Origin of the sequence: Pseudonocardia nematodicida, assembly GCF_040105385.1 — a bacterium.
In the GTDB taxonomy this organism is placed as follows: domain Bacteria; phylum Actinomycetota; class Actinomycetes; order Mycobacteriales; family Pseudonocardiaceae; genus Pseudonocardia; species Pseudonocardia nematodicida.
Window position 1 is genome coordinate 102,715 of the sequence record NZ_JBEDNQ010000014.1, and the last position, 26,611, is coordinate 129,325.

Genomic DNA, 26,611 nt, shown 5'->3' on the forward strand with positions numbered 1-26,611 from the left:
CCTGCTCACGGCGGCGTGTCGCGAAGGTGCCGACCGGGTTCGTCGTCCCCTTCGGCGGTGATCGGCGGATCGCAGGCGTTGACGTGGCTCACACTCGGCTCCTAGCGTTCCGTCAAGTGGAGCAGGGATTCCACCATGCGAAATTACCCGGTCAGAGTCGTTCGGGTTGCCCGACGCCCTGAACGACCGGCCGCAGTGTGCGGAAGGACGATGGCGTCTTGGAAGAAGTGGTCACCGACAACCCAGTAGTCGCGATACTCGGGTTCGCCTCGATCATCGTGGTTCTGCTCCTGCTCATCGCGCGATACAAGTGGCACGTCTTCATCGCGCTGCTCCTGCCGATCCTGTTGTTCGCGTTCGTTCCGACCATCGACACGGCCGTGTTCATCGAGGCGTTCGAGAGCGGGTTCGGCAGTACGATCCAGTCGATCGCGGTGATCATCGTGCTCGGTACGATGATCGGCGAGGCGCTTCGTCACAGCGGTGCGGTCGAACGGATCACCCGCTCGATGATGCGGATCGTCGGCAAGTCGCGCATGCCGCTGGCACTCACTCTCGCCGGTTTCGTCGTCGGGCTCGCGGTCTTCTCCGACGTCGGCTACGTCATCCTCAACCCGCTGGTGCACGTCTCGGCCATCGAGGCGCGCGCCAGCATGGCGCTGATGGCGACGGGTCTCGTCGGGTCGATGCAGCTCACCCACGCGGTCGTCCCGCCGACTCCGGGTCCGATCGCGGCTGCGGCGATCGTCGATGCGGACCTCGGCCTGCTGATCATCTACGGATCGCTGGTCACGCTGGTCGGGTCGATCGCGGGCTACTTCTACGCCCGGATCATCGGCACCCGGATCTGGTCGGCGCCGTCCGAGGAGTTCGTCACGGCGAAGGCCGGCGCCGGTCGCAGCGGCGGTAACAGTGGCAGCGGCGGTGGCGGTGCCGATGGCGGCGACGACAGCAGCAGCGGTGACGGCGACGGCGACGGCGACGGCGTGAGTTCGGAGCACCGGATGCCGTCCCTGGGGTGGGCCTACGCGCCGATCATGATCCCGCTGGTGCTGATCGGCGCGAGCTCGGTGGGCAACTTCGTGCTCGAGGAGGGCACGGCCCTGCACAGCGGTCTGAGCTTCGTCGGCTGGCCGGTCTTCGCGCTCGGGATCGGTGTGCTCGTCGCCTACGTGATGGCATGGCGCACGCGCACCGTGACCGAGACGAAGACGCTCAAGGACACCTGGGTCGAGAGGTCCCTGCGCGACTCGGCCATGATCATCATGGTCACCGGGCTGGGCGGTGCCCTGAGCCAGCTGCTCCGCGCGACGCCGGCGGTCGACGTGATCGCCGAGCGCACGCTGGCGATCGGTATTCCGGCGATCTTCCTGCCGTTCGTGCTCGGCGTGCTCGCCAACATGATCACCGGGTCGACGACGGTCGGCGTCATCACCGCGGCCTCACTGACCGCGCCGATGCTGACGACCCTCGGGTTGTCCCCGGAGGCCGCGATGCTCTCGGGTGCCTGCGGTTCAGTGATCATCAAGTACGTGAACTCGAGCTACTTCTGGGTCTGCATGTCGCTGTCCCGGATGAACCTGCGCAATGCGCTGATCAGTTTCGGCGGGGTCACGTTCGTCGGCGGCATCTTCTCGATGGCCGGTGTCGTCGCACTCTGGGCGCTCGGGGTGATCTGATACCCGCCGTCCCGGCCCCGGTCCGCGCATCGGCCGGCTCGCTGCGCGGACCGGGGCCCCGTCGTCTCGCGGGGTGGGACACGGGCCGCAGCCGGAGCCGTCCCCGCGACGTGCGCCAGGATGCCATCGAGATTGATGTACCGTATACCGCGCAGACCGAGAAGGGGTGATCGCCGTGTCCGTGCTGGACTCGGGTCCCGACGGCCGGATCACGGCCCCGCCCAGCATGGCCGACCTGGCTGCGGACGCGCTCCGCGGCATGATCTTCTCCGGCGAGCTCGGCCTCGGCGAGCGACTGGTCGAGGCCCGGCTGACCGATCGGCTGGGGGTGTCCCGGCCGCCGTTGCGCGAGGCGTTACAGCGCCTCGCGCACGAGGGGCTGGTCGTGCCGCACGCTCGTCGTGGCGCGTCCGTGCGCACGCTGACCCGGCACGACGTGTTCGAGATCGTGACGCTCCGCGAGGACCTGGAGTCCCTCGCGGTGCGGCTGGCCGTTCCGGTGCGGGACCCGGCTCGGCTGGTCCGCTGCCACGACGCCCTGCGGGCGTTCGAGGAGGCGGGGTCGGCCGCCGACGAGAGCCACTTCCTGCAGCGCAAGTTCGACTTCCACCTGGAGATCGTGGCGCTGGCCGGGCACACCCGGCTGACCGATGCCTACCGGTCGCTCTCGCTGCAGATGCAGCTGTGCATGGCGCTCAACCGCACCGCGCGGGACCGGGAGAGCCTGCTGCAGAACGTCGAGCGGCACCGCGAGCTGCTCGCCGTCGTCGAGGCCGGCGATCCGATCGAGGCCGAGCGCGCCCTGGCCGAGCACGGGCACACGTCCTTCCTGCTCAACGTGATCGAGAAGCTCGACGGTGGCAGTCCCGAGTCCGAGGAATGGCTCGCCGAGCGCCGACTCCACCCGGCTCTGCACGACTGATCCCCCCGCGCCCGCGCACGGATGAGCCCCGCACGGTGGCGGTGCGGGGCTCATCGGCACACGCGTCGCTCAGCCCCAGCCGGGCACCACGAAGAACAGCCAGGTGAGCAGCGGCGCCACGGCGCACATGCTGAAGCCCCAGATCATCAGACCGCGGAACACCCTGTCGTTCTGATCCGCCGGCGAGTTCGCCACGACCAGCGCGCCGCTGGTGGAGAACGGCGAGGAGTCCACGACCGAGGAGGAGATCGCCAGCGCGATGATCAGTCCCACCGGACCGATCTCCCCGGCCAGCAGGAACGGCACCGCCAGGGGGATCAGCGCACCGAGGATACCGGTCGTCGAGGCGAACGCGGACACGATCGCACCGATGAGGCAGATGAGGATCGCGGCCAGCAGTGGCGAGCCGATCATCGTCACCAGGTTGCCGAGCCAGTCGATCGTGCCGGCCCGCTCCATGAGCGACACGAACGTCACGATCCCGCAGATCAGCAGCACGGTCGGCCACGCGACCTGACCGACGGCGGCCTTGGCCGAGTTCGGGGAGATCAGCGACAGGATCGCCGCGACGGTGAGGGCGGTGAATCCGACGTCGAGCCCGAAGGCCAGCGCGCCGACGGCCAGACCGGCCAGGCCGATGAGGGTGAAGACGTGGTCGCGGTTGAGCGACCCGCTGTCGGGCTCGTCCGTGGCCGGGCCGTCGGAGGCGGGGGATCCAGCGGCGCCGCCGTCACCGCCGGTCGTGGTCCCTCCGGAGGGCGAGCTCTCCGGGTGGTGGGGAGCTCCGCCACCACCCAGCGCGACCGACGTGGCCGGCTCGGCCGCGACGGCGACCGTCCGGCCGGAGGCCACCTGCACGGCGGAACGCTGCAGGAGTTCGCGGCCTCCGAAGAGGAAGAAGACCACGATGCTGAGCAGCAGGTTGAACACGAACGACGAGGCGAACAGCAGCAGCGGGCTGCTCGGCAGCGCGTTCCGGCCGACCACACCGTTGACGATGCTGCCGAAGATGCTGATCGGTGAGAACCCACCGGCGCTGGCGCCGTTGATGATGAGCAGACCCATCAACATCGGGTTGATGCGGTACCTCAGCGCGAAGCCCATGCCGATCGGCGCGATGATCGCGACGGCGGCCGGCACCACCGCGCCCGCGGCCGTGAGCACGGCGGTGACCAGGAACATCACCCATGGGATGAGGGCGATGCGGCCACCGACGGCCCGCACCGCGAGCTGCACGACCCGGTCGACCGTGCCGTTCCCCTTCGCTATGGCGAACAGCAGGGTGACGCCGACGAGGATGACGAAGAGATCGCCGGGGAACCCGGAGACGATCGTTTCGGTGTCCTCGCCGAGGAACACGGTTCCCACGATGAAGGCGGCGACGAAGGCGAGTGCTCCCATGTGGACCGGGAGGATCGTGGCTATCAGGAAGATCAGTGCGAGTGCGACGACTGTGATCAGTTGGACGGACATCGGTCTGCCTGCCTCCGGGGTCGGCGATGACGCAGAAGGGGTGCGCGACGTCGTGCGGAGTCGATCCGACGAAAGTTTCCGCATCGCGACACAACGGTTCCGATTCGCAATATTGGATGGCTCACAGGCCGTGGTCAAGGGGCTCGACGAAGTTCGGTAGACGGTATACCGTCGACGAGCGAGATCGTGGTTCCGCGATGCGGAACCGCTCAGTGTCGAGCTGGAGGACCACATGACGTACGCGGCAGGCCGCCACTTCCTGCAGATCCCGGGCCCCACCAACGTCCCGGACTCGGTGCTGAGGGCGATGTCGGCAGCGACGATGGACCACCGGGGTCCGGAGTTCGGCGAGCTGGGCGCGGAGCTCCTCCGGGACATCAAGCCGGTGTTCGGCACCACGAACCCGGTGGTCATGTACCCCGCGACGGGCACCGGAGCGTGGGAGGCCGCACTGGTCAACACCCTGAACCCTGGCGACACGGTGCTGGCCTTCGAGACCGGGCACTTCGCCACCCTCTGGCAGGAGCTGGCCCGCAGCTTCGGGCTCGAGGTCGACTTCGTCCCGGGCGACTGGCGGCACGGAGCCAGCCCGGAGGCCGTCGCCGAGAAGCTCGCGGCGGACACCGGGCACACCATCAAGGCCGTGTGCGTGGTGCACAACGAGACCTCGACCGGCGTGACGAGCCGGATCCCGGAGATCCGGGCCGCGATCGACGCCGCGGACCACCCCGCGCTGCTGCTGGTCGACACCATCTCCTCGCTGGGGTCGATCGACTACCGGCACGACGAGTGGGGCGTCGACGTCACCGTCGCCGGGTCGCAGAAGGGCCTCATGCTGCCGCCCGGCATGAGCTTCAACGCGATCAGCGACAAGGCGATCGAGGCGTCGAAGTCCGCGAAGCTCCCCAAGACCTTCTGGGACTGGGCGCCGATGCTCGCCGCCAACGAGCGCGGCTTCTTCCCCTACACCCCGAACACGAACCTGATGTACGGGCTGAAGGAGGCCCTGCGGCTGCTCGACGACGAGGGCCTGGAGAACGTCTTCGCCCGGCACGCCCGGCACGCCGCCGCCACCCGCGCCGCGGTCCGGGGCTGGGGTCTGGAGGTCCTGGCGCTCGACGAGCGCGAGTACTCCGGCGCGCTGACCGCCGTCCTGGTGCCCGCCGACGCCGACGCCGACAAGGTCCGCGCGCTCATCCTGGACCGCTTCGACATGTCCCTCGGCGCAGGTCTCGGCAAGCTCGCCGGCCGGATCTTCCGCATCGGGCACCTGGGTGCCTTCAACGACCTGACGCTCGCGGGGACCCTCGCCGGCGTGCAGATGGGCCTGAAGCTCTCCGGGCTGCCTGCGGACCCGCGTGGTCTGCAGGCCGCGCTGGACGTCCTCGGCGAGGCCTGACACACCCGGCGGACCACCACATTCCTCCGCACCGTCGCGAAAGGACCGATCGATGACTGCCGAACTGACCGGGACGGCCCGTCCGCTCCCCGCCGTGTCCGGACTGGAGGCGGCACTCCGGGAGCAGGTGACGGGTGAGGTCGCGTTCGACGATTACACCCGCCACCTGTTCTCCCGCGACGCGAGCATGTACTCGATCGTGCCGCAGGGCGTCGTCTTCCCCCGGACACACTCCGACGTCGCGGCCGCGGTCCGGATCGCCGCGAAGTTCGGTGTCCCGGTCGTGCCGCGCGGCGCGGGGACCAGCCTCGTCGGGCAGACCATCGGCCCGGGTCTGGTCCTCGACACCTCGCGGCACATGAACCGGATCATCGACATCGACCCGGAGGCCCGCACGGCCGTGGTCGAGGTCGGGGTGGTGCAGGACCAGCTGAACAAGGCCGCGGCCGTACACGGGCTGATGTTCGGTCCGGACACCTCCACCAGCAACCGGGCCACGATCGGCGGGATGCTGGGCAACAACTCCGCCGGCAGCGGCTCGCTGACGTTCGGGATGACGATCGACCACATCCGGGCGCTCGACGTGGTCCTCTCGGACGGGTCGACCGCGCGGCTGGAGCCGGTCGACGAGCCCGAGCGGGTGCGCCGCGGCGAGGCGGCCACCCTGGAGGGGCGGATCTACCGGGAGCTCCCGGAGCTCGTCACCGCGCACGAGAAGGCCATCGCCGAGGGCATGCCGATCTTCTGGCGGCGGGCCTGCGGCTACCGGCTCGACCGGCTGGCCGGCTACGGCGCCGCCAACCCGTTCGACCTGGCGAAGTTCGTCGTCGGCGCCGAGGGGACCCTGGTCCTCGCGACCAGGGTCGTGGTCGACCTGGTCCCCAAGCCGAAGAAGACGGTCTACGCGGTCGGGCACTTCGCGACCACCCACGGCGCCATCTCGGCGACCACGGACGCGCTGAGCTGCTCACCGCACCAGGTCGAGCTGATGGACAAGACGATCCTGGACCTGTCCCGGAGCAAGATCGAGTACGCCGACCTGGGCAACCACATGGTCGGTGACCCGGAGGCGCTGCTGTTCGTCTCCTTCTCCGGTGACGACGAGGCCGAGCTCATCACGAAGGTCGATGCGCTGATCGAGATCTGGGAGCGCAACGGCCACGGCTACCACACTCTCAAGCTGGTGACGCCGGCCGAGCAGGCGGCGCTGCTGAAGGTGCGCAAGTCCAGCCTGGGGCTGCTGATGGCGGCCGGCGAGGGCACCAAGCGACCGCTGGCGTTCATCGAGGACACCGCGGTCGCGCCGGAGTACCTCGCGGAGTACACCGCGAAGTTCAAGGACGTCCTGGACGAGCACGGCCTCGAGGCGGGTTTCTACGGGCACTGCTCGGTCGGATGCCTGCACATCCGTCCGTTCGTCGACCTGACCGACCCCGAGCAGGTCGAGACCATGCGGGTCGTCGCGAAGAAGATCAAGGACCTGGTCGCCGAGTACGGCGGCGTGAACTCCAGCGAGCACGGCGACGGCCTGGCCCGCTCGGAGTTCAACCGGGAGGTCTTCGGCGACGAGCTGTACGAGGCGATGCGCCAGGTCAAGCAGCTCTTCGACCCGGCCGGGATCATGAACCCCGGCAAGATCGTCGATGCGCCGCCGATGACCGACAACCTCCGGGACCGCGACGCGCTGCCGCCCGCCCCGCCGCTGACGACCGCGCTGTCGTTCGAGGTGGTCGGCGGCGGCGGGATGCGCGACGCCGCAGACCGCTGCATGAACATCGGGCTCTGCCGCAAGACCACGGCCGGCGTGATGTGCCCGTCGTACCAGGCGACGTTGCAGGAGGAGCACTCCACCCGCGGCCGGGCCAACGCCCTGGTCAAGGCGTTGTCCGAGCCCGACCCGGCGAAGGCCCTCGGGGACGAACGGCTGCACGAGATCCTGGACCTCTGTCTCGGCTGCAAGGCGTGCAAGGCCGAGTGCCCGATGAGCGTCGACATGGCCTCGCTCAAGGTCGAGGCGCTGCACCACCACCACTCCCAGCACGGCACCCCGTTCCGTTCGCGCATCTTCGGCGCGATCCGGTTCCTGAACCGGATGGGTTCGGCGACCGCTCCGCTGTCGAACCTGCCGGGCCGCATCGGACCGCTGCGCAAGATCATGGAGCGGACGGTCGGGATCAAGGCCGAGCGGCCGATGCCCGAGTTCGTCCGGAACAACCTCGTGCGCTGGGACCGCAGGCGGGGCGCGCGCCGGTCGCCGACCGGCACGGTCGGGACGGTCAACTGGCTCGCCGACTCGTTCACCACCTACACCGAGCCGCACATCGGCCGGGCGGCGATCGAGCTGCTGGAGGAGGCGGGCTGGAAGGTCGAGCTCGCCAGCGGCGGGTGCTGTGGCCGGTCCAGCCTGTCCAAGGGCATGCTCGACGACGCGAAGCGCAAGGCCGAGGGCCTGGTCACCTCGCTGGCCCGGAACACCGAGCCCGGCTCGCCGATAGTGGGCTGCGAACCCTCGTGCGTGTTCACCCTGCGCGACGAGACGCTGTCCATGCTCCCGGACGTGCCCGAGGTGTCGGCCGTCGCGGAGCGGGTCCGGCAGGTCGAGGAGCTGCTCGTCGAGGCCATCGACGACGGCCGGATCACGCTGCCGCAGCAGTCGTGGCTGTCCGGTCGGCGCGTGGTGTTCCACGGCCACTGCCACCAGAAGGCCGAGGTCGGTACCGCCGCGACGATGGCGCTGCTGCGCCGGATCCCGGGACTGGAGGTCGCCGAGATCGACTCGGGATGCTGCGGGATGGCGGGCTCGTTCGGATTCGAGGCCGAGCACTACGAGACCTCGATGACGGTCGGCCGGGACCGGCTCTTCCCGGCCATCGAGTCCGAGCCGGAGAACACCCTCGTCGCGGCGACCGGTGTGTCCTGCCGGCAGCAGATCTTCCACGGCGTCGGACGCACCGCCTGGCACCCGCTCGAGCTCGTCCGCCAGGCGCTCAGCGGCGCCGTCGCTGCTCCCGAGCGGGGCTGACACCGTGCGCGTCGTCCGGGTCGAGACCACAGACGGCATCCGGGCCGGTCGCATCGAGGCCGGCCCGGACGGAGACGTCGTCCATGCACTCGACCCGGCCGGAGGCGGTCCCTCGGTACTCGGGCGGCTCGACGACCTGGTGCTGGCCGCGCCATGTGACCCGCGCACGATCGTGTGCATCGGCAGCAACTACGCATGCCAGGTCGCCGAGAAGGGGCGCGACATGCCGGTTCAGCCGGCGATGTTCCTCAAGGCGCCGAACTCCGTCGTCGGGCCGGGTGTTCCGATCCAGCACCCGCGCGAGGTCGAGCGGCTGGAGTACGAGGGCGAGCTCGCCGTGGTGATCGGCAGCGTCGCCCGCTGCCTCACCGAGGAGAACGCGATGGCGCACGTCTACGGCTTCACCTGCGCCAACGACGTCACCGCGCACGACTGGCGGGCCGACGGGCAATGGTCGCGCGCGAAGAGCGCGGACACCTTCTGCCCGCTCGGACCGTGGATCGAGACCGAGCCCGACCTGGGACCGCTGGCGCTGGCCACCCGGCTCGGCGACACGACGGTCCAGGACTCCGACACCGGCCAGATGATCTTCCCCGTACCGGCGATCCTGGCCTGGGTGACCCGCTGGTTCACCCTGCACCCCGGCGATGTGGTCCTCACCGGCAGCCCGGCCGGCGTCGGCCCGATGGCGCCGGGTGACCGGGTGACCGTCGAGATCGCCGGAATCGGTGCCCTCAGCAACCCGGTCGCCCTGCGCGACTGATCCTCCCCGACCCTGTAGAAAGCGGGACCCCTCATGGCTCCTTCCGGGTACACCCCTGCCGTCAACTGCTCGATCCTGTTCACCGATCTGCCCCTGCTGGAGCGTCCGGCCGCCGCGAAGGCCGCCGGGTTCGGCGCGGTGGAGTTCTGGTGGCCCTTCGCCGAGGCCGTGCCGGCCGATGCCGACGTGGACGCCTTCGTCGGAGCGGTACAGGACGCGGGCGTGCAGCTCATCGGCCTCAACCTGTTCGCCGGCGACATGCCCGGCGGCGACCGCGGCCTGGTCTCGTGGGTGGGCCGTGAGGCCGAGTTCGCGGACAACCTGCCCGTCGTCGCAGGGATCGCCGAGCGGCTCGGCTGCCGGGCGTTCAACGCGCTCTACGGCAACCGGATCGACGGCCTCGCCCCGGAGAAGCAGGACGAGCTCGCCCTGGCCCACCTGGAGCTCGCCGCCCGCGAGCTCGGCCGTATCGGCGGCACCGTGCTGCTCGAGCCGGTCAGCGGGATGGACGCCTACCCGATCAAGACCGCCGCCGACGCCGTCGCGGTGCTGGACCGGCTGGACCCGGCGGCCGGTGAGGTGAAGCTGCTGGTCGACTTCTACCACCTCGCGGTCAACGGGGACGACGTCCCGACCGTGATCGACGCACACATCGGCCGGGCCGGCCACGTGCAGATCGCCGACTCGCCCGGCCGCGGCGAGCCCGGGACCGGCGACCTGCCCCTGACCGAGTGGCTGGACCACCTCGTCGCGGCCGGCTACCGGGGCCACGTCGCCCTGGAGCACAAGGCCGTCGGTGACGACCCGTTCGCCTGGCTGCCCCGCGAGTACCGCGCCGCCTGAGCACCCCGAGGAGAACCGACACATGAGCACCAACGGAACCACCGTCGCCGTCATCGGGCTCGGCATCATGGGCGCCCCCATGGCCGTGAACCTGGTCAAGGCCGGCTACGACGTGATCGGCTACAACCGCAGCGCCGCCAAGGTCGAGGCCCTGGTCGGCCAGGGTGGCCGGGGCGCGGCGGACGTGGCCGAGGCCGTCTCGGCCGCCGACGTCGTGCTGACCATGCTGCCCGACTCGCCCGACGTCGAGGCCGTCCTGCTCGGCGAGGACGGCGTGCTGGCGCACGCCCGGTCCGGCGCGCTGTGGGTCGACGCCAGCACCATCCGCCCGGACGTCGCGGTGCGGCTGGCCGAGGCGGCGGGGGAGAAGGGCGTCCGCGCCGTCGACGCCCCGGTCTCCGGTGGCGAGGCGGGCGCGATCGAGGCCGCTCTGTCGATCATGGTCGGCGGAGCCGAGGCGGACGTCGAGGCCGCTCGCCCGGTGCTCGACGCGGTCGGGTCGACCGTCGTCCACGTCGGGCCGGCCGGTGCCGGGCAGACGGTGAAGGCCGCCAACCAGCTGATCGTCGCGGGGACCATCGGCCTGGTGGCCGAGGCGCTGAACTTCGTCGAGGCCCACGGGGTCGACGGCGAGGCCGCGGTCCAGGTCCTGGCCGGCGGGCTCGCGGGCAACCGCATCCTCGACCGCAAGGCGACGGGCATGCTCGCGCGCGAGTTCGCCCCCGGTTTCCGGGTCGACCTGCACCACAAGGACCTGGGCATCGTGACCAGCGCCGCCCGTGAGGCCGGCGTCGCGATCCCGCTCGGCTCCACCGCCGCACAGTTGATGGGCACTCTGCGCGCCCGGGGACACGGCTCGCTCGACCACTCGGCCCTGATGCTCCTCATCGCGGAGCTCTCCGGCCGTTCCTGATCGTCCCGCAGCACGTCATCTCGAGGAGACAGTCATGGCACGTATGCGTGCGGTCGACGCCGCCGTCCTCATCCTGGAGAAGGAGGGCGCCACCCAGGCGTTCGGCCTGCCCGGGGCAGCCATCAACCCCTTCTACTCCGCCATGCGTGACCACGGCGGCATCGGTCACATCCTCGCCCGGCACGTCGAGGGCGCGTCCCACATGGCCGAGGGCTACACCCGGGCCGAGGCCGGCAACATCGGTGTCTGCATCGGCACGTCCGGCCCGGCAGGCACCGACATGATCACCGGCCTGTACTCGGCCTGGGCCGACTCGATCCCGATCCTCTGTATCACCGGCCAGGCGCCGGTGGCCAAGCTGCACAAGGAGGACTTCCAGGCGGTCGACATCGCCTCGATCGCCACGCCGGTGACCAAGGCCGCGACCACCGTGATGGAGGCTGCGCAGGTCCCGGGCACCTTCCAGCAGGCCTTCCACCTGATGCGCTCCGCGCGTCCCGGCCCGGTGCTCATCGACCTGCCGCTCGACGTCCAGCTCGCCGAGATCGAGTTCGACATCGAGACCTACGAGCCGCTGCCGGTGTACAAGCCGCTGGCCACCCGGGCGCAGGCGGCGAAAGTGCTCGACATGCTGGCCACGGCGGAGCGCCCGATCATCGTCGCCGGTGGCGGCATCGTGAACGCCGACGCCTCCGACAAGCTCGTCGAGCTCGCCGAGCTGCTCGACGTGCCGGTCGTCCCGACCCTGATGGGCTGGGGCACCATCCCCGACGACCACCGCCTGATGGCGGGCATGGCCGGCCTGCAGACCGCGCACCGCTACGGCAACGCGACCGTGCTGGCGTCGGACTTCGTGCTGGGGATCGGCAACCGGTGGGCCAACCGGCACACCGGTGGGCTGGAGACCTACACCCGCGGCCGCACCTTCGTGCACGTCGACATCGAGCCCACCCAGATCGGCCGGGTGTTCGCCCCGGACTACGGCGTGGTGTCCGATGCCGGCGCCATGCTGGAGCGGCTGATCGAGGTCGCCCAGGAGCGCCGGGACGCGCTGCCGGACCGCTCGGTCTGGGTCGGCGAGTGCGGTGACCGCAAGCGCACGATGCACCGCAGGTCGGACTTCGACAACGTGCCGATCAAGCCGCAGCGGGTCTACCAGGAGATGAACTCCGCCTTCGGGCGCGACGTCCGCTACGTCTCCACGATCGGTCTGTCACAGATCGCGGGCGGTCAGTTCCTGCACGTCCACGCGCCGCGGCACTGGATCAACTGCGGCCAGGCGGGACCGCTGGGCTGGACCGTCCCGGCCGCGCTCGGTGTCCGGGCCGCCGACCCGGACTCCACCGTCGTCGCGCTGTCGGGTGACTACGACTTCCAGTTCATGATCGAGGAGCTGGCGGTCGGGGCACAGTTCAACCTGCCCTACATCCACGTGCTCGTGAACAACTCCTACCTGGGACTGATCCGCCAGGCGCAGCGGGCCTTCAACATGGACTTCCAGGTCGACCTGGCCTTCGACAACGTCAACTCCCCGGAGGTCGAGGGGTACGGCGTCGACCACGTCAAGGTCGCCGAGGGACTCGGCTGCAAGGCGCTGCGTGTGCGCGAGCCGGGCGCGATCGGCGACGCGTTCGAGGAGGCGGCCAAGCTCATGGCCGAGTTCCGGGTCCCGGTGGTGGTGGAGATCGTGCTCGAGCGCGTCACCAACATCGCCATGGGGCTCGAGCTCGACGGGATCGTGGAGTTCGAGGAGATTTCCGAGCACGAGGGCGCCGCGCACCAGCCGATCGGGCTGGACTGACACCGGTGGCCGGGACGGTTCTGCTGGCGCCGGACAAGTTCAAGGGGAGCATGTCCGCGCCGGACGTGGCGTACCACCTCGCGACCGGCATCGCACGGGTGTCACCGTCGGCGACCACATTGCAACTGCCGGTCGCCGACGGTGGCGACGGGTTCCGCGCCGCCGCGCAGGCGGCGGGGTACCGGCCCGTCCCGGTCAGCACCGTCGGCCCCACTGGAGCTCCCGTCGAGACGGTCTACGCCGTGAGTGACGGGGTCGCCGTCGTCGAACTCGCCGAGGCCTCGGGCCTGACCCGCCTGCCCGGCGGTCGGCTCGAGCCCCTGCGAGCCTCGAGCTACGGCACCGGGCTGGTGGTCCGGGCGGCGCTCGAGGCCGGGTGCCACACCGTGCTCCTCGGTCTGGGCGGCAGCGCCTGCACCGATGGTGGCGCCGGCCTCCTCGAGGCCCTCGGCGCGCGGTACACCCTCGACGACGGCACTCCGTGGGATCGGCGGGCTGGCGTCGCGCTGAGCCGTCTCGGCGAGGTCGACCTGCGCGGTGTGACGAGCGCGGTGCAGGGCGCCCGCATCGTCCTCGCCTCCGACGTCGACAACCCGTTGCTCGGACCGTCGGGGGCAGCGGCCGTCTACGGTCCGCAGAAGGGTGCGGACTCCGAGCAGATCGCCCTGCTCGACCATGGCCTGGCCCGCTGGGCCGACCTCGTCGAGCGGGCCACCGGAGCGGTATGGCGCCACCAGCCGGGCGCGGGTGCGGCGGGCGGAGTCGGGTTCGGGGCGATGGCCGCGCTCGACGCCCGGTCGCAGTCCGGGATCGACGTCGTCCTCGACATGGTCGGGTTCGACTCGGCGATCCAGGAGGTACGACTCGTCGTCACCGGCGAGGGCGCCCTCGACGACCAGACGCTGCGGGGCAAGGCGGTCGCCGGCGTCGCCGCGCGAGCCCGGGCGGCGTCGGTGCCGGTCCTGGCGGTCGCCGGTCGCTGCGACCTCACCGTCGACGCGCTGCAGGCCGCCGGGATCGTCGCGACCCACGTGCTGTCCGACATCGAGAGCGACCTGCAGGTCTGTCTGGACAAGCCCGGGCCGCTGCTGGAACGGATCGGCGAGCGGATCGCCGCGACCTGGCCGTCGCGCTGACCACCCGGTGGCCGTGGTGGCCCCCCGCACCGCCGCGGCCACCGGGTACCCACGTGACCACACATCCGACGACGGAGGATCGACCATGACCCCGGTGGCCGCCACCTCGGCGCCCCCGCGCGACCGCATCTCCGCGCGGGTCGGCGCGCTGACACCGTCCGCCACGCTGGCCGTCGACGCACGGGCCAAGGCCCTGCGCGCCGCGGGGCGATCCGTGATCGGTTTCGGAGCCGGCGAGCCGGACTTCCCGACCCCGCGGTTCGTCGTCGAGGCGGCAGCCGCCGCGTGCGCCGAGCCGGAGAACCACCGTTACACCCCGGCCGCGGGGCTGCCGGAACTGCGCGCTGCTGTCGCCGGTCGCCGCGGGTCATGGGTCGAGGGCTCCGACGTGCTGATCACCAACGGTGGCAAGCAGGCGGTCTACCAGGCACTGGCGACCGTCGTCGATCCCGGGGACGAGGTGCTCGTCCCGGCTCCGTTCTGGACCACCTATCCCGAGGCCGTCCGCCTGGCCGGGGGCATCCCGGTGCCGGTCCCGGCGAGCGCCGACGACGGCTACCTGCCGACCCCCGACTCGCTCGAGGCCGCCAGGACCGGGCGGACCCGTGCGCTGCTGTGGTGCTCCCCGTCCAATCCGACCGGGGCGGTCGCACCGGAACCGCTGGTCGAGGCGATCGGCCGGTGGGCGTCCGACAGCGGGCTCTGGGTGATCGCCGACGAGATCTACGAGCATCTGGTGTACGACGACACCCGACACGTGTCGATGCCGGACGTGGTGCCCGCCCTTCGGGACACCTGCATCGTGGTCAACGGCGTGGCGAAGACCTACGCCATGACCGGGTGGCGGGTGGGGTGGCTGCACGGGCCACGGGACGTGGTGGCCGCGGCCACCCGGCTGCAGTCGCACCTGAGCTCGAACGTCAACAACGTCGCTCAGCGGGCGGCCGTCGCGGCCCTCACCGGCCCCGGTGACGGACTGCGCGACATGCTGACGGCCTTCGACCGCCGTCGTCACGTCGCCTGCGAGGCGCTGAACTCGATCGAGGGGGTGCACTGCCCGACGCCTCGGGGCGCGTTCTACGTCTTCGCCTCCGTGCACGGGATCCTCGGCCGTGACCTGTGCGGACGGCGGATCGACACCAGCGCCGACCTGGCGGAGGCGCTCCTCGACCATGCGGAGGTCGCCGTCGTCCCCGGCGAGGCGTTCGGTGCGCCGGGCCATCTCCGGCTGTCCTACGCGCTGGGTGACGACCAGCTCCACGAGGGTCTCGGCCGGATCCGCGACCTGCTCTCGACCGGATCATGACATCGGCGTCACGGATGCGGACGCCGGATCCGGCCCGCACTCCGGAAGCCCTCCGAACAGATCCGGAAGCCCTCCGAGCAGAGACGAGGGCGATCGACATGACGGCGAGCAGAAACGCAGGTGGACCGGACGGTCCGCAGCACGGCTCCGCGCGGGTCAAGCGCGGCATGGCCGAGATGCTCAAGGGCGGCGTGATCATGGACGTCGTCACCCCGGAGCAGGCGAAGATCGCCGAGGACGCCGGTGCCGTCGCCGTGATGGCCCTCGAGCGCGTCCCGGCCGACATCCGCGCGAACGGCGGCGTCGCCCGCATGTCCGACCCCGACATGATCGCCGGGATCGTCGAGGCCGTGTCCATCCCGGTGATGGCCAAGGCCCGGATCGGGCACTTCGTCGAGGCCCAGGTCATCCAGTCGCTCGGCGTCGACTACATCGACGAGTCCGAGGTCCTCACCCCCGCGGACGAGGCGCACCACATCGACAAGTGGGCCTACACCGTGCCCTTCGTCTGTGGCGCGACGAACCTGGGCGAGGCGCTGCGCCGGATCTCCGAGGGCGCGGCGATGATCCGCTCCAAGGGTGAGGCCGGCACCGGCAACGTCGTCGAGGCCACCCGGCACATGCGCTCGATCCGCACCGAGATCGGCCGGCTCGCCTCGCTCGACGCCGCCGAGCTCTACATCGCGGCCAAGGAGCTGCGCGCCCCGGTCGAGCTGGTCGCCGAGGTCGCGCGCACTCAGAAGCTGCCGGTCGTGCTGTTCACCGCAGGCGGGATCGCCACCCCGGCCGACGCGGCGATGATGATGCAGCTCGGCGCCGAGGGCGTGTTCGTCGGTTCCGGGATCTTCAAGTCCGGTGATCCGGCCCAGCGCGCGTCGGCGATCGTGAAGGCGACGACCTTCCACGACGACCCCGACATGATCGCGAAGGTCTCCCGCGGCCTTGGTGAGGCGATGGTCGGGATCAACATCGGCGACATCCCGGAGGACCAGCGCTACGCCTCGCGCGGCTGATTACCCTGGCGTCGGTCGCGCACCGCTCGGACAGACCCCGTGTGAGCGGACCGGATCAGACCGACCCGGCGGGCGCTGCCGGCTCGGGGGTGTCCAACTCGGCCGGTGCCGGAGCATCGGAGTAGCGCAGGGCGCTGCGGTAGACCTCTCCCAGCTGTGCCGCCCACACCCCGGCCTCGAACCGCTCCAGGAACCGCCGGCGGGCCGCAGCGCCGCGACGCCGCCGTAGGTCGGGGTCACGCACCATCCGGGCGAGCTCGTCGGCGATGCGGCTCGACGAGACCGCCGTCAGCGCCCCGGTGTCCCGGGTGACGATCTCCGGGATCCCGCCGACCCGGGTCGCCACCGCCGGGGTCCCGGTGCCCTGACCGAGGATCAGCGGTCGCGGCATCGTGTCGTGCCGGGTGGTGTGCAGCTGGACGTCCGCGCCGCGCAGCAGCTCCACCGGATCGGCGCGACGCCGGAACACGACCCGGCCGGACAGCGCGTCGTCGCCGGACACCCGGGACTCCAGCCACGGCCGCAGCGGGCCGTCGCCGCCGAGCACCACCGTCACCGGCTCGTCCTCGGGGAGCTCGGCGACCGCGTCGAGCAGCATGTCCTGGCCCTGCCCGCGACGCATCGGCGCGACCGAGACGGCGACGACGTCGTCGCTTCCCACCCCGAGGCCCTGCCGGAACCGGGCGATCTCCTCCGGTGTCGCGACGCCGGGGTCCGCGGCGCCGTCCGGGATCACCGACAGGCCCTCGGTGGACCCGGCGACCCGGTGGTACCAGTCGCGCTGCAGTACCGACGTCGCGATCGTGCGGGTCATGAACCGCTTGCGGGCCAGCGTCTTCGCCGTGCGGCGCAGCCGGTCGGCGCGGTCCGCGGGCTGATCGTGGACCCGGTGCAGGGTGGAGATCGCCGGGATCCGCAGCCGGGCCGCGGCGGCCGAGGCGACGACGTCCGGACGCGGGCCGTGGCTGTGCACCAGCTCGACACCGGCCGACCGCAGCACCTCGACGACCTTCGGTATCGCACGCGGGTCCCAGGGCGCGACGTTCAGCTCGACCGAGGTCGCGCCCGAGCGCTCGAGCGCGGCGGCGATCCCGGGGTGGCCGGACGGCGCCAGCGCGACCACGACGAGGTCGATGCCCGCCGCGCGACCGGCCGCCGACAGATCGACGAGCGCGGCGGCGACGCCGTGGGGATCCAGGGACTCGACGAGGTGTCCGATCTTCACGGTGATTCGGCCTCCCGGGGGCGGTGGAGGGGTTGGAGGGGGAGCCCACGACCCTACAGATTGCGACACCGTCGTGACGCGTCGTGGGACTGCGCGCATCGGGCGACGGTCTGCCCGAGCGGCGGCCGGTCGGGGGACTTCCGCGCCGGAACGTCGGCGTCCATTACGGTCACGGGATGCCTACCGTGCTGGTCATCGGGATCGGGGCCGGCGACCCGGAGCACCTCACGCTGCAGGCGGTGCGCGCCCTGGAACGGGCCGACGTCGTGTTCGTCGTCGACAAGGGGCTCGCCGCCGACAAGGGGGACGAGAAGGACGACCTGCGGGCGCTGCGGGCCGAGATCCTCGCCCGGCACCGGCCGGACGCCGGCTACCGGCTGGTCGTCGCCCCGGAGGTGGACCGGGACCGCGGACCCGGGGTGGAACGCGATCCGGCCGCGTACCGCGACGTCGTCGTCGACTGGCAGGACCGGCGCGCCGCGCTCTACCGGGAGATGCTGACCTCGGAGCTCGGGGACGGGCAGACGGGCGCCTTCCTGGTCTGGGGCGACCCGTCGCTCTACGACGGCACGCTGCGCCTGCTGGACCGGGTGCTCGACGGCGTGCCCGGGGCGTGGTCGGTGGAGTCGATCCCCGGCATCTCCAGCGTGTCCGCGCTCGCCGCCGCGCACCGGCTGATCCTCAACCGGGTCGGCCGGCCGGTGCTGATCACGACCGGGCGCCGGATCGCGGAGGGCATCCCGGACGACGTCGACGACGTCGTCGTCATGCTCGACGGGCGCACCGCCTTCGCGACGCTGCCCGCCGCACAGCGCGCCGAGCTGCACGTCTACTGGGGCGCCTACCTCGGAACCCCGGACGAGCTGCTCGTCGCGGGCCCGCTCGACGAGGTCGCCGACGAGATCGTCGCGGTGCGGGGGGCAGCGCGCGAGCGCAAGGGCTGGATCATGGACACCTACCTGCTGCGACGCGGCGCGGGCGAGCGCTGACGTGCGGGTGGCCGACGAACCGACGACCGAGGCGGCCTGCCTGGTCCCGGCCCGGCCACGCCAGGTGTGGCCGCTGGTCACCGACCTGGACCTCCTGGCCGCGGTCTCCACCGAGATGCAGCGGGCCGAGTGGGTCGGGGCACCCGGGCCCGGCGCCCGGATCCGGGCCGAGCACCACCACCCGCAGCGCGGGGACTGGAGCACCGAGTCCGTGGTGACCGGCTGGGAGCCGGAGCGGGTGTTCGAGTGGACCGTCGAACCCGAGCAGGAGGGCGGCCCGGCGGCGGTCTGGCGGTTCGAGCTCGTCCCGGACGGCGACGGCACCCGGCTCCGGCAGTGGGCCCGCCTCGGCCCCGGTCCCTCCGGGATCACCGAGGCGGTCGCGCTGTGGCCGGACAAGGAGGAGCGGATCGTCGCGGGGCGGCTCGAGGAGTGGCGGGCGGCGATGGAGCGCAACCTCGCGGCCGTCCGGCAGCGGTGCACACCACCGCAGCAGTGATCGGCGGGCGGACCGGCACCGGGTGTGGTCGGATCGACCGGTGATGAGCCTGATCGACACCGCGCTGGACCGGGCCGTGGTCCCTGGCTACTCGAGGATCGGCTACCTGATCCGCCGGCGTGGCTGGACCGGGGAGCGCGCCGACCCGCCACGCGGCGCGCTCACCGGGCGGACGGCGCTGGTCACCGGGGCCGGTGGCGGCATCGGCGAGGCCATCGCCACCGGGCTGGTGCGGCTCGGCGCGACCGTGCACCTGCTGGTCCGCTCCCGGGACAAGGGCGAGGCGTCGCGGGACCGGATCGTCGAGGCGGTGCCCGGGCTGTCGCCCGAGCGGCTGCCGATCCAGGTGTGCGACATCGGCGAGCTGGCCGAGGTACGCGCGTTCGCCGCCCGGTTCGCCGCCGAGGTCCCCGCGCTGGACGTCCTGGTGCACAACGCGGGACTGCTGCCCGACGCCCGGTCCGAGACCTCGGAGGGCAACGAGCTGACCCTGGCGGTGCACGTGCTGGGCCCGCTGCTGCTGACCCGGCTGCTCGCCGACCCGCTCGCCGTGGGTGCCGAACGCTCCGGACACGACTCGCGGGTGGTCATCATGTCCTCCGGGGGCATGTACGCCCAGCGGCTGCGCGACGACGACCTGCAGTTCACCACCGGCGACTACGGCGGCACCGCGGCCTACGCGCGCACCAAGCGGATGCAGGTCGTGATGACAGGGCTGCTGGCCGACGAGCTGGCCCCGCGGAACATCACCGTGCACGCGCTGCACCCCGGGTGGGCCGCGACCCCGGGGGTCACCGGGTCGCTGCCGCTGTTCGACAAGGTCGTCGGCCCGGTGCTGCGCACCCCGGCGCAGGGCGCGGACACCGCGGTGTGGCTCGCCGCCGCACCGGCGTCGGCGGTGGGGACCGGGCGGTTCTGGCACGACCGGTCGGCGCGGCCCGCGCACTACCTGTCCCGGACGACGGAGACCGCCGCGCAGCGGGAGCACTTCCGCGCCGAGGTCGACCGGCTGACCGCCGGGCCCTGATCCGTCCGCGACCGTTCGCCCGGCGGCCGGGCTGCGAGGATGTCGCGCGTGACCGACCCGCCGACCCGCACCTCACGCCGCCGTCCGACGCTGGCCGACGTCGCGGCCATCGCGGGGGTCGACAGCAGCCTGGTGTCGCGGGTGCTGCGTGACGACCCGCGGGGCTTCGCGTCCGCCGAGACCCGCGACCGGATCGTCCGCGCGGCACAGGAGGTCGGCTACCGGGCCAACGCCGCGGCGCGTGGCCTGCGCAACGCCCGGACGATGACCCTCGGCCTGCTCCTGCCCGGCTTCTCCAGCCCCGTCTACTCGTCGATCGCGCACGGGGTCGAGGAGCGGGCGAACGAGCGTGGCTACGGCATCGTGCTGGGCACGCACGCGGCGGGCGACCCGCACGAGACGGTCAGCGGCATGCTCATGCACGGCCGGGTGGACGGCCTGCTGGTGGCGTCCGGGCGGATCGAGGACCGGGAGTTGCGGCGGCTGGTCGACCGGGTCCCGCAGTCGGTGGTGGTGGTCAACAGGCAGGTGCGCGGGGTCGCCGCGAGCGTCGTGCTGCAGGACGCCGACGCCGCGGTCCTCGCGGTCCGGCACCTCGTGCAGCTCGGTCACCGCAGGATCTGCGGGGTCTTCGGACCGTCCACATTGGACACCATGGTCCGGCGGCGGCGCGGCTTCGGCGAGGAGTGCCGCCGGCTGGGTGTCGAGGCGTCCACGGTGGAGATGGCCGGGCGCGACCACCGGGCGGGTTTCGAGGGCGCCCGGCGTGCGCTGGACCGCACTCCGGCACCGACGGCCGTCATCGCCGGCACGTTCCCGATGGCGGTCGGGATGCTGGCGGGCATGCACACCGCCGGCGTGGCGGTGCCGGGGGAGATGTCGGTGCTGTCCCTGCACAACGACGCGCTCGCGGACTACCTGCTGCCCCGGCTGAGCGCGGTCGGCCTGCCCACCGAGCGGCTGGGCGCCGAGGCCGTGGATCTCGTGCTCGACCTCATCGACGGCGGACGGCCGCGCCGGGTCGTCGTCCCGGAACCGCCAAGGCTGGTCGTCCGGGACTCGACGTCGGCGGTACCCGCCGGACAGGACCGGCTGTGACGCCCTGGTAGCGGTCCGTCCCGGTAGGAGCAGGATCCGACGGTTGATATCAAACGTTTGACCCGTTCGTTGCACGCGCCGTAGCTTCTGCGTCACCGGTGATCGCGCGGCCGGACGGTGCACCCGCCCCCTCCGCGACGCCGCGCCCCACCGCGATCAACGTCGAGGAGGACAGAGGTGACCCGCTACATCGACATCTCGATGTCGCTGGAGAACGGAGTGCCGGCCGACCCGCCCGGCTACGAGTTCCGGATCGACTACACGTCGCACCAGGACACCGTCCCCATGCTGCAGCGCCGTTACGAGGGCCTGCAGGCCGACGAGCTCCCGAACTCCGAGGCGTTCGCGCTGGAGACCGTGCACCTGTCCACCCACAACGGGACCCACGTCGACGCTCCCTGGCACTACGCGTCGGTGATGGAGGACGGCAGCCGTCCCCGCACCATCGACGAGATGCCGCTCGACTGGTTCCTGCGCCCGGGCGTGAAGCTCGACTTCCGGCACCTGGCGGACGGCTACGTCGTCACCCCCGGCGACATCGACCGGGAGCTGGACCGCATCGGGTACACGCTGCGCCCGCTCGACATCGTCGTGGTCAACACCAGTGCCGGCGCGCGGTTCGGCACCGAGGCATACCCGCAGAGCGGCTGCGGGGTGGGCCGGGACGCGACCCTGCACCTGTGCGCGCAGGGGGTACGGGTCGTCGGCACCGACGCCTGGAGCTGGGACGCCCCGTACGCCTACGTCGCGCAGCGCTACGCCCGCGACCGCGACGCCTCGATCATCTGGGAGGGGCACAAGGCCGGCCGGCACACCGAGTACTGCCAGATCGAGAAGCTGCGCCACCTCGACGAGCTTCCCCCGCACGGATTCACCATCGCCTGCTTCCCGGTCAAGATCCACGCGGCGTCCGCCGGATGGACCCGGGCGGTGGCGATCCTGGACGACGACGCCGACGGAGGGCCCCGATGACCGAGCAGCCGATGACCGACCACCCGATGACCCACCTCGAGCGCGAGCCGACCACCTTCGACTCCTACCGGGACCGCTACAAGACCGTCCGTCTCGAACGCACCGGCGGGGTCCTCGAGGTGCACCTGCACACCGACGGCGGACCGCTGCAGTGGAGCCTGCTGGCCCACCACGAACTCGAGGACGCCTTCCGTGAGATCGGCCGCGACCGGGAGAACGACGTCGTCATCCTCACCGGCACCGGCGAGGAGTTCAGCGGGCCCGCGATCGAGCCCGGCAAGCACCCGAACCGGCGGATCATGACGCCGGAGACCTACGACCCGATCTACTGGGAGGGCAAGCACCTGCTGCCCAACCTGCTGGCGATCGAGGCCCCGGTCATCGCGGCGATCAACGGGCCGGCCGTCCGGCACGCCGAGATCCCGCTCGTCTCCGACATCGTGCTGGCCAGCGACGACACCTTCTTCCAGGACACGGCGCACTTCCCGGGCGGCATGGTGCCCGGCGACGGCATGCACATCGTCATGCCGCTGCTGATGGGCGCCAACCGCGGGCGCTACTTCCTGCTCACCGGCCAGCAGCTGCCCGCCGAGGAGGCCCGCTCGATCGGCCTGGTCAACGAGGTACTGCCCCGTGCGGACCTGCTGCCCCGGGCACGGGAGCTCGCGGGGCTGCTCATGCAGCAGCCCCGGCTGGTCCGCCGCTACACCCGCACGGTGCTGACCGAGGACCTGCGCGCGCGGCTGCACGGGCTGCTCGGCTACGGCCTCGCGCTCGAGGGCATCGCCCGGATGAAGACGTCCTGACCTCACCGGGCGCCCGTACCGGGCGCCCGGCCCACCACCCCGCTGCTCGACGAGGAGAGCGATGACCAGCTCGAGCCGGTGGCCCCGTACCGACGCCGAATCCTTCGTCGAGGGCAGGGCGACCTTCATCGACGACCTGCGCCCCGAGGGACTGGCCCACCTGGCGGTCGTCCGCAGCACCCGGCCGCACGCCCGGATCACCGGGATCGACGCCGTCGCGGCGAAGGCCGTCGACGGCGTGCTCCGCGTCGTCGACGGCCGCGAGGCCCGGCTGCACCTGCGGCCGATGCCCTACCAGTTCGGCGAGCCCGAACTGATCGGCGGGCGGCGGAGCAGCCTGGAGGCGTTGCCGGTCGAGCGGGTGCGCTACGTCGGGGAGCCGGTCGCCGTCGTCGTCGCCGAGACCGCGCGCGCCGCCCGGCGGGGCGCCGCGGCGGTCACGGTCGGGTACGACGACCTGCCGGCGCTGCTCGACGCCGGTCCGTTCCTCGGGCGGGACCCGCTGGCCCCGGAGCTGGAGCGGCACGTCATCGCGTCCCACCACGTCACCGCGGGCGACGCGGCCGCGGCCCTCGCGCGCGCCGAGCACCGCCTCGATCTCACCTTCTCCGTGGCGCGCAGCACGACCGCCCCGATCGAGCCGCGCGGCTACCTCGCGTCCTGGGACCGGGCCGGGCGGCTGACCGTGCAGGCATCGCACCAGCAGCCCTTCCAGCTGCGCGCCGAGCTCGCCGAGATCCTCGGCCTCGCCGAGGCCGACGTCCGGGTCGTCGTGCCGCACGTCGGCGGGGCGTTCGGGGCGAAGATGACCGGCCAGGTCGAGGAACCGCTGGTGTGCCTGGCGAGCAGGCTCTGTGGGCGGCCGGTGAAGTGGATCGAGAGCCGGGAGGAGTGCTTCCTCGGCGGTGGCCGCGAGCAGGTCCACCGGCTGCAGGTCGGCTTCGACGCCACCGGCCGGGTGCACGCCCTGCGCGACGACATGGTCGTCCCGGTGGGTGCCGAGTCGGTGTCGCCGGGGTGGCGGCAGGGCTGGGTCAGCGCCGCCTCGTTCCCCACCGCCTACGACGTCGCGCACGTCGACGTGCACTCCCGGGTTGTCGCGACCCACGTGCCGCCGTGGCACTCCTGCCGGGGCTTCGGCAAGGAGGCGCCGATCTTCGTCATGGAACGGACGATGGACCTCGTCGGCCGCCGGCTCGGCCTCGACCCGGCCGAGGTGCGGCGGCGGAACCTGGTGCGCCCCGCGCAGCTGCCGTACCGCACACCGGCCGGATTCCTGATCGACAGTGCGGATCTCCCCGCGCTGCTGGACCGCGTGGCCGGGGCGGACGACGACGGTGCCCGCGACGACGCCGGGACCGGCCGGTTCGTCGGCACCGGGATCGCCGTGGAGGTGACGCCGGAGGGCGGCGGCCACGCTGCTGCGCGGTCCGGACCGGGGGTGCCGACGACGTCGGCGGCACCGGAGTCCGCGGCCGTCGCGCTCACCGCCGACGGCCGGTTCGAGGTGCGGACCGGCACGACCAGCCCGGGCAGCGGCAACGAGACCGCGCTCGCCCGGCTCGCCGCGGACGAGCTGGGCACCACCCGAGACGCCGTCACCGTCGTCCAGGGCGACACCGACCGCTGCCCGCCGGGCACCGGGAACGCCAGCAGCCGCGCGATCGCGGTCGGGGGCCCCGCCGTCGTGCTCGCCGCCCGCGGGCTCGCCACGGCGGTGCGGGCCGCAGCGGCGGAACTGCTCGGCGCCGACACCGACGAGCTCGTCCTCGGCGCGGGCGCGGTCGCCGGACCCGAGGGGCAGCAGATCACGCTCGCCGAGCTGCACCGCCGCACCGGCGGTGTGCCCGCCTGCACCCGCAGCTACCGCCCGGAGCCGCCCGAGGATCCCGGCTACCGCTACAGCTACCCCTACTTCTCCAGCGCCGCCTACCGCGCCCGGGTCACCGTGGACGCCGGCACCGGCGCGGTCCGGCTCGACGCGCTCACCGCAGTGCACGACTGCGGCCGGGTGGTCGACCCCGTCCTCGTGGAGGGCCAGCTGCACGGGGCGCTCGCGATGGGGGCCGGGCTCGCCCTGTCCGAGGCGAGCCGCACCGACGACGCCGGCGCTCCCGCCACCCGCTCGTTCAAGGAGTACCTCGTGCCGCGGGCCAACGATCTGCCCGAGTTCGTGCTCGGACACCACGAGACCCCCGCGCCGTACACCCTGCTCGGTGCGAAGGGCGCGGGCGAGGCCGGGGTCGGCGGTGCGCTCGCCGCGATCGCCAACGCCGTCGACGACGCCGTCGGCCGGCTCGGCGGATCGCCCGTCACCACCGTGCCGCTCGACCCACCGACCGTCCTCGCGCTGCTGCACCCGGACGGGGACGTGCGATGAGCCCGTACCGCACGGTGCTGCCCCCGGACCCGGCCGCGGCGGCGGAGCAGCTCGCCGAGACCGTCACCGGGGGCGGGACCCCGCTGGTGATCAGCGGCGGAACCCTCGCCGTCCCGGCCCTGCAGCGTGGCGAGCTCACCCCCACCGTGCTCGTCGACCTGCACCGGGCCGGCCTCGACACCGTCGTGCTGCACGACGGGTACGTGGAGATCGGCGCGACCGTCACCTACCAGCGGATCCTCGACTCGCCCGCGCTCGCCGAGCGGGTCCCGCTGCTGCACCGGGTGGCGGGCGGGATCACCGGCGGGATCCAGATCCGCAACCAGGCCACCGTCGCCGGCGCGCTGTGCGCCGCGCGGCCGCAGTCCGACGCGCCGGCCACCGCCGTGGCGCTCGGGGCGCGGGTGGTGGTCCGGTCGGTGCGCGGAACCAGGATCGTGCCGGTCGAGGAGTTCCTGACCGGTGCCGGGCGCACCGACCTCGCCGCGGACGAGCTGGTCGAGGCGGTCCGGATCCCCGTCGGTCCGGCGCCGCGACGGTGCGGCTACGCGAAGCTGAAGTTCGCGGAGTCGTCCTGGCCGGTCGTCACGGCCGCCGCCCTCGCCACGGCCGCGCCCGGCGCGACCGTCGTGCTCGGGGGAGTGGCCGTCACCCCGCTGCGGCTGCCGCCGACCCCGCCCGACCGGATCGGCGACGTCGTCGCCGACCGCCTCGCCCGGCTACCGCCCGAGCAGCACTGGAGCGATCTCCGGGCGGGCTGGGCCTACCGCCGGAGCGTGGCCCCGACCCTCGCCGCCCGCGCGCTGGCGGCCGTCGCCGAGGAGCACCCGTGACGACCTCCCGCAGCATCCGGCTCACCGTGGACGGGATCACCACCGACACCGGAGTCGACGACGACGAGACCCTCGTCGACGTCCTGCGCGACCGGCTCGGCAGCACCGCCGTACGGGCCGGCTGCCGCAACGGCGACTGCGGCACCTGCACCGCCGTCGTGGACGGGACACACCTCAAGACCTGTCTGGTCCCGGCCGCCCGCGCCGACGGCACCACCGTCGGCACGCTGGCCGGCGACGGGAGCGGCCGGTGGGTCGCACCGCTGCGCCGGGCGTTCATGCAGGAGTACGCCTTCCAGTGCGGTTTCTGCCTGCCGGGGATGATCCTCTCGGCGGCCGCGCTGCTCGACCGTGACCCGCACCCGGACGACGCGGCGATCCGCGACGCCCTGAGCGGCAACCTCTGCCGCTGCACCGGCTACGTCAACGCCGTCCGCGCCGTCCGCGCCGTCCGATCCGTCGGCGCCCCCGTGTCCGGGCACGACTGACCCGATCCGCCGTGCGACCGCCGC

At 72.4% G+C, this 26,611-nt stretch carries 22 protein-coding genes; 20 read left to right on the forward strand and 2 right to left on the reverse strand.

Going from position 1 to position 26,611, the window contains the following annotated elements; translation table 11 throughout:
* Positions 1 to 227: 227 nt before the first annotated feature.
* On the forward strand, positions 228 to 1,679 hold the full coding sequence (locus tag WIS52_RS28220; protein ID WP_349301550.1) for a GntP family permease: 1,452 nt from the start codon (positions 228 to 230) through the stop codon (positions 1,677 to 1,679).
* A gap of 175 nt (positions 1,680 to 1,854) precedes the next feature.
* Positions 1,855 to 2,601 carry a GntR family transcriptional regulator gene (locus WIS52_RS28225; RefSeq protein WP_349301439.1) on the forward strand — a complete coding sequence of 249 codons (747 nt, stop codon included), beginning with the start codon at positions 1,855 to 1,857 and terminating at the stop codon, positions 2,599 to 2,601.
* 69 nt (positions 2,602 to 2,670) lie between these two features.
* Here WIS52_RS28225 and WIS52_RS28230 read toward each other — a convergent pair whose 3' ends face one another.
* Positions 2,671 to 4,074: an SLC13 family permease gene (locus WIS52_RS28230; RefSeq protein ID WP_349301440.1), complete on the reverse strand. Its 1,404-nt coding sequence runs from the start codon at positions 4,072 to 4,074 to the stop codon at positions 2,671 to 2,673.
* Positions 4,075 to 4,306: 232 nt separating this feature from the next.
* On the opposite strand from WIS52_RS28230, the gene WIS52_RS28235 reads away from it, so the two are divergent.
* From WIS52_RS28235 to pdxS, 9 genes are all read left to right on the forward strand, one after another.
* The gene (locus WIS52_RS28235; protein WP_349301441.1) at positions 4,307 to 5,473 is read left to right on the forward strand and encodes a pyridoxal-phosphate-dependent aminotransferase family protein; all 1,167 of its coding nucleotides are present in this window, start codon (positions 4,307 to 4,309) and stop codon (positions 5,471 to 5,473) included.
* 52 nt (positions 5,474 to 5,525) lie between these two features.
* Complete coding sequence (locus WIS52_RS28240; protein WP_349301442.1) at positions 5,526 to 8,495, forward strand: FAD-binding and (Fe-S)-binding domain-containing protein; 2,970 nt, start codon at positions 5,526 to 5,528, stop codon at positions 8,493 to 8,495.
* Positions 8,496 to 8,499: 4 nt separating this feature from the next.
* Positions 8,500 to 9,258 (forward strand): fumarylacetoacetate hydrolase family protein, encoded by a 759-nt coding sequence (locus WIS52_RS28245; protein ID WP_349301443.1) that lies wholly within the window; start codon positions 8,500 to 8,502, stop codon positions 9,256 to 9,258.
* A gap of 33 nt (positions 9,259 to 9,291) precedes the next feature.
* On the forward strand, positions 9,292 to 10,101 hold the full coding sequence (locus WIS52_RS28250) for a hydroxypyruvate isomerase family protein (protein WP_349301444.1): 810 nt from the start codon (positions 9,292 to 9,294) through the stop codon (positions 10,099 to 10,101).
* On the forward strand, positions 10,055 to 11,014 hold the full coding sequence (locus WIS52_RS28255; protein ID WP_349301445.1) for a 2-hydroxy-3-oxopropionate reductase: 960 nt from the start codon (positions 10,055 to 10,057) through the stop codon (positions 11,012 to 11,014). Before WIS52_RS28250 ends, WIS52_RS28255 begins: the two co-directional genes overlap by 47 nt.
* Before the next feature lie 34 nt (positions 11,015 to 11,048).
* Entirely contained in the window at positions 11,049 to 12,815 is a 1,767-nt protein-coding gene (gcl, locus tag WIS52_RS28260) for a glyoxylate carboligase (RefSeq protein ID WP_349301446.1), read from the forward strand.
* 5 nt (positions 12,816 to 12,820) lie between these two features.
* On the forward strand, positions 12,821 to 13,951 hold the full coding sequence (locus tag WIS52_RS28265) for a glycerate kinase (protein WP_349301447.1): 1,131 nt from the start codon (positions 12,821 to 12,823) through the stop codon (positions 13,949 to 13,951).
* An 85-nt stretch (positions 13,952 to 14,036) separates the two neighbouring features.
* Positions 14,037 to 15,257: a pyridoxal phosphate-dependent aminotransferase gene (locus tag WIS52_RS28270; protein WP_349301448.1), complete on the forward strand. Its 1,221-nt coding sequence runs from the start codon at positions 14,037 to 14,039 to the stop codon at positions 15,255 to 15,257.
* 98 nt (positions 15,258 to 15,355) lie between these two features.
* The gene (gene pdxS, locus WIS52_RS28275) at positions 15,356 to 16,270 is read left to right on the forward strand and encodes a pyridoxal 5'-phosphate synthase lyase subunit PdxS (protein WP_349301449.1); all 915 of its coding nucleotides are present in this window, start codon (positions 15,356 to 15,358) and stop codon (positions 16,268 to 16,270) included.
* A gap of 55 nt (positions 16,271 to 16,325) precedes the next feature.
* Here pdxS and WIS52_RS28280 read toward each other — a convergent pair whose 3' ends face one another.
* Positions 16,326 to 17,495, reverse strand: coding sequence for a glycosyltransferase family 4 protein (locus WIS52_RS28280; protein WP_349301450.1), 1,170 nt, complete (start codon positions 17,493 to 17,495; stop codon positions 16,326 to 16,328).
* Between the two features lie 176 nt (positions 17,496 to 17,671).
* Here WIS52_RS28280 and cobF point away from each other — a divergent pair, with 176 nt between their 5' ends.
* The 9 genes from cobF to WIS52_RS28325 all read left to right on the forward strand — a co-directional run bounded on the left by cobF (position 17,672) and on the right by WIS52_RS28325 (position 26,587).
* Positions 17,672 to 18,484 (forward strand): precorrin-6A synthase (deacetylating), encoded by an 813-nt coding sequence (gene cobF, locus WIS52_RS28285; protein WP_349301451.1) that lies wholly within the window; start codon positions 17,672 to 17,674, stop codon positions 18,482 to 18,484.
* Positions 18,485 to 18,491: 7 nt separating this feature from the next.
* The gene (locus tag WIS52_RS28290; RefSeq protein WP_349301452.1) at positions 18,492 to 18,983 is read left to right on the forward strand and encodes an SRPBCC family protein; all 492 of its coding nucleotides are present in this window, start codon (positions 18,492 to 18,494) and stop codon (positions 18,981 to 18,983) included.
* 43 nt (positions 18,984 to 19,026) lie between these two features.
* Positions 19,027 to 20,010: an SDR family NAD(P)-dependent oxidoreductase gene (locus WIS52_RS28295; RefSeq protein WP_349301453.1), complete on the forward strand. Its 984-nt coding sequence runs from the start codon at positions 19,027 to 19,029 to the stop codon at positions 20,008 to 20,010.
* Between the two features lie 48 nt (positions 20,011 to 20,058).
* Positions 20,059 to 21,108 carry a LacI family DNA-binding transcriptional regulator gene (locus tag WIS52_RS28300; protein WP_349301454.1) on the forward strand — a complete coding sequence of 350 codons (1,050 nt, stop codon included), beginning with the start codon at positions 20,059 to 20,061 and terminating at the stop codon, positions 21,106 to 21,108.
* Between the two features lie 177 nt (positions 21,109 to 21,285).
* On the forward strand, positions 21,286 to 22,080 hold the full coding sequence (locus WIS52_RS28305) for a cyclase family protein (RefSeq protein ID WP_349301455.1): 795 nt from the start codon (positions 21,286 to 21,288) through the stop codon (positions 22,078 to 22,080).
* On the forward strand, positions 22,077 to 22,886 hold the full coding sequence (locus WIS52_RS28310; RefSeq protein WP_349301456.1) for an enoyl-CoA hydratase/isomerase family protein: 810 nt from the start codon (positions 22,077 to 22,079) through the stop codon (positions 22,884 to 22,886). The genes WIS52_RS28305 and WIS52_RS28310 overlap by 4 nt, the downstream gene beginning before the upstream one ends.
* 61 nt (positions 22,887 to 22,947) lie before the next feature.
* A complete protein-coding gene (locus tag WIS52_RS28315; protein WP_349301457.1) occupies positions 22,948 to 25,266 on the forward strand; it encodes a xanthine dehydrogenase family protein molybdopterin-binding subunit in 2,319 nt (772 codons plus the stop codon).
* Entirely contained in the window at positions 25,263 to 26,099 is an 837-nt protein-coding gene (locus tag WIS52_RS28320; protein WP_349301458.1) for an FAD binding domain-containing protein, read from the forward strand. The genes WIS52_RS28315 and WIS52_RS28320 overlap by 4 nt, the downstream gene beginning before the upstream one ends.
* Positions 26,096 to 26,587 (forward strand): (2Fe-2S)-binding protein, encoded by a 492-nt coding sequence (locus WIS52_RS28325; RefSeq protein ID WP_349301459.1) that lies wholly within the window; start codon positions 26,096 to 26,098, stop codon positions 26,585 to 26,587. Before WIS52_RS28320 ends, WIS52_RS28325 begins: the two co-directional genes overlap by 4 nt.
* Positions 26,588 to 26,611 lie beyond the last annotated feature (24 nt).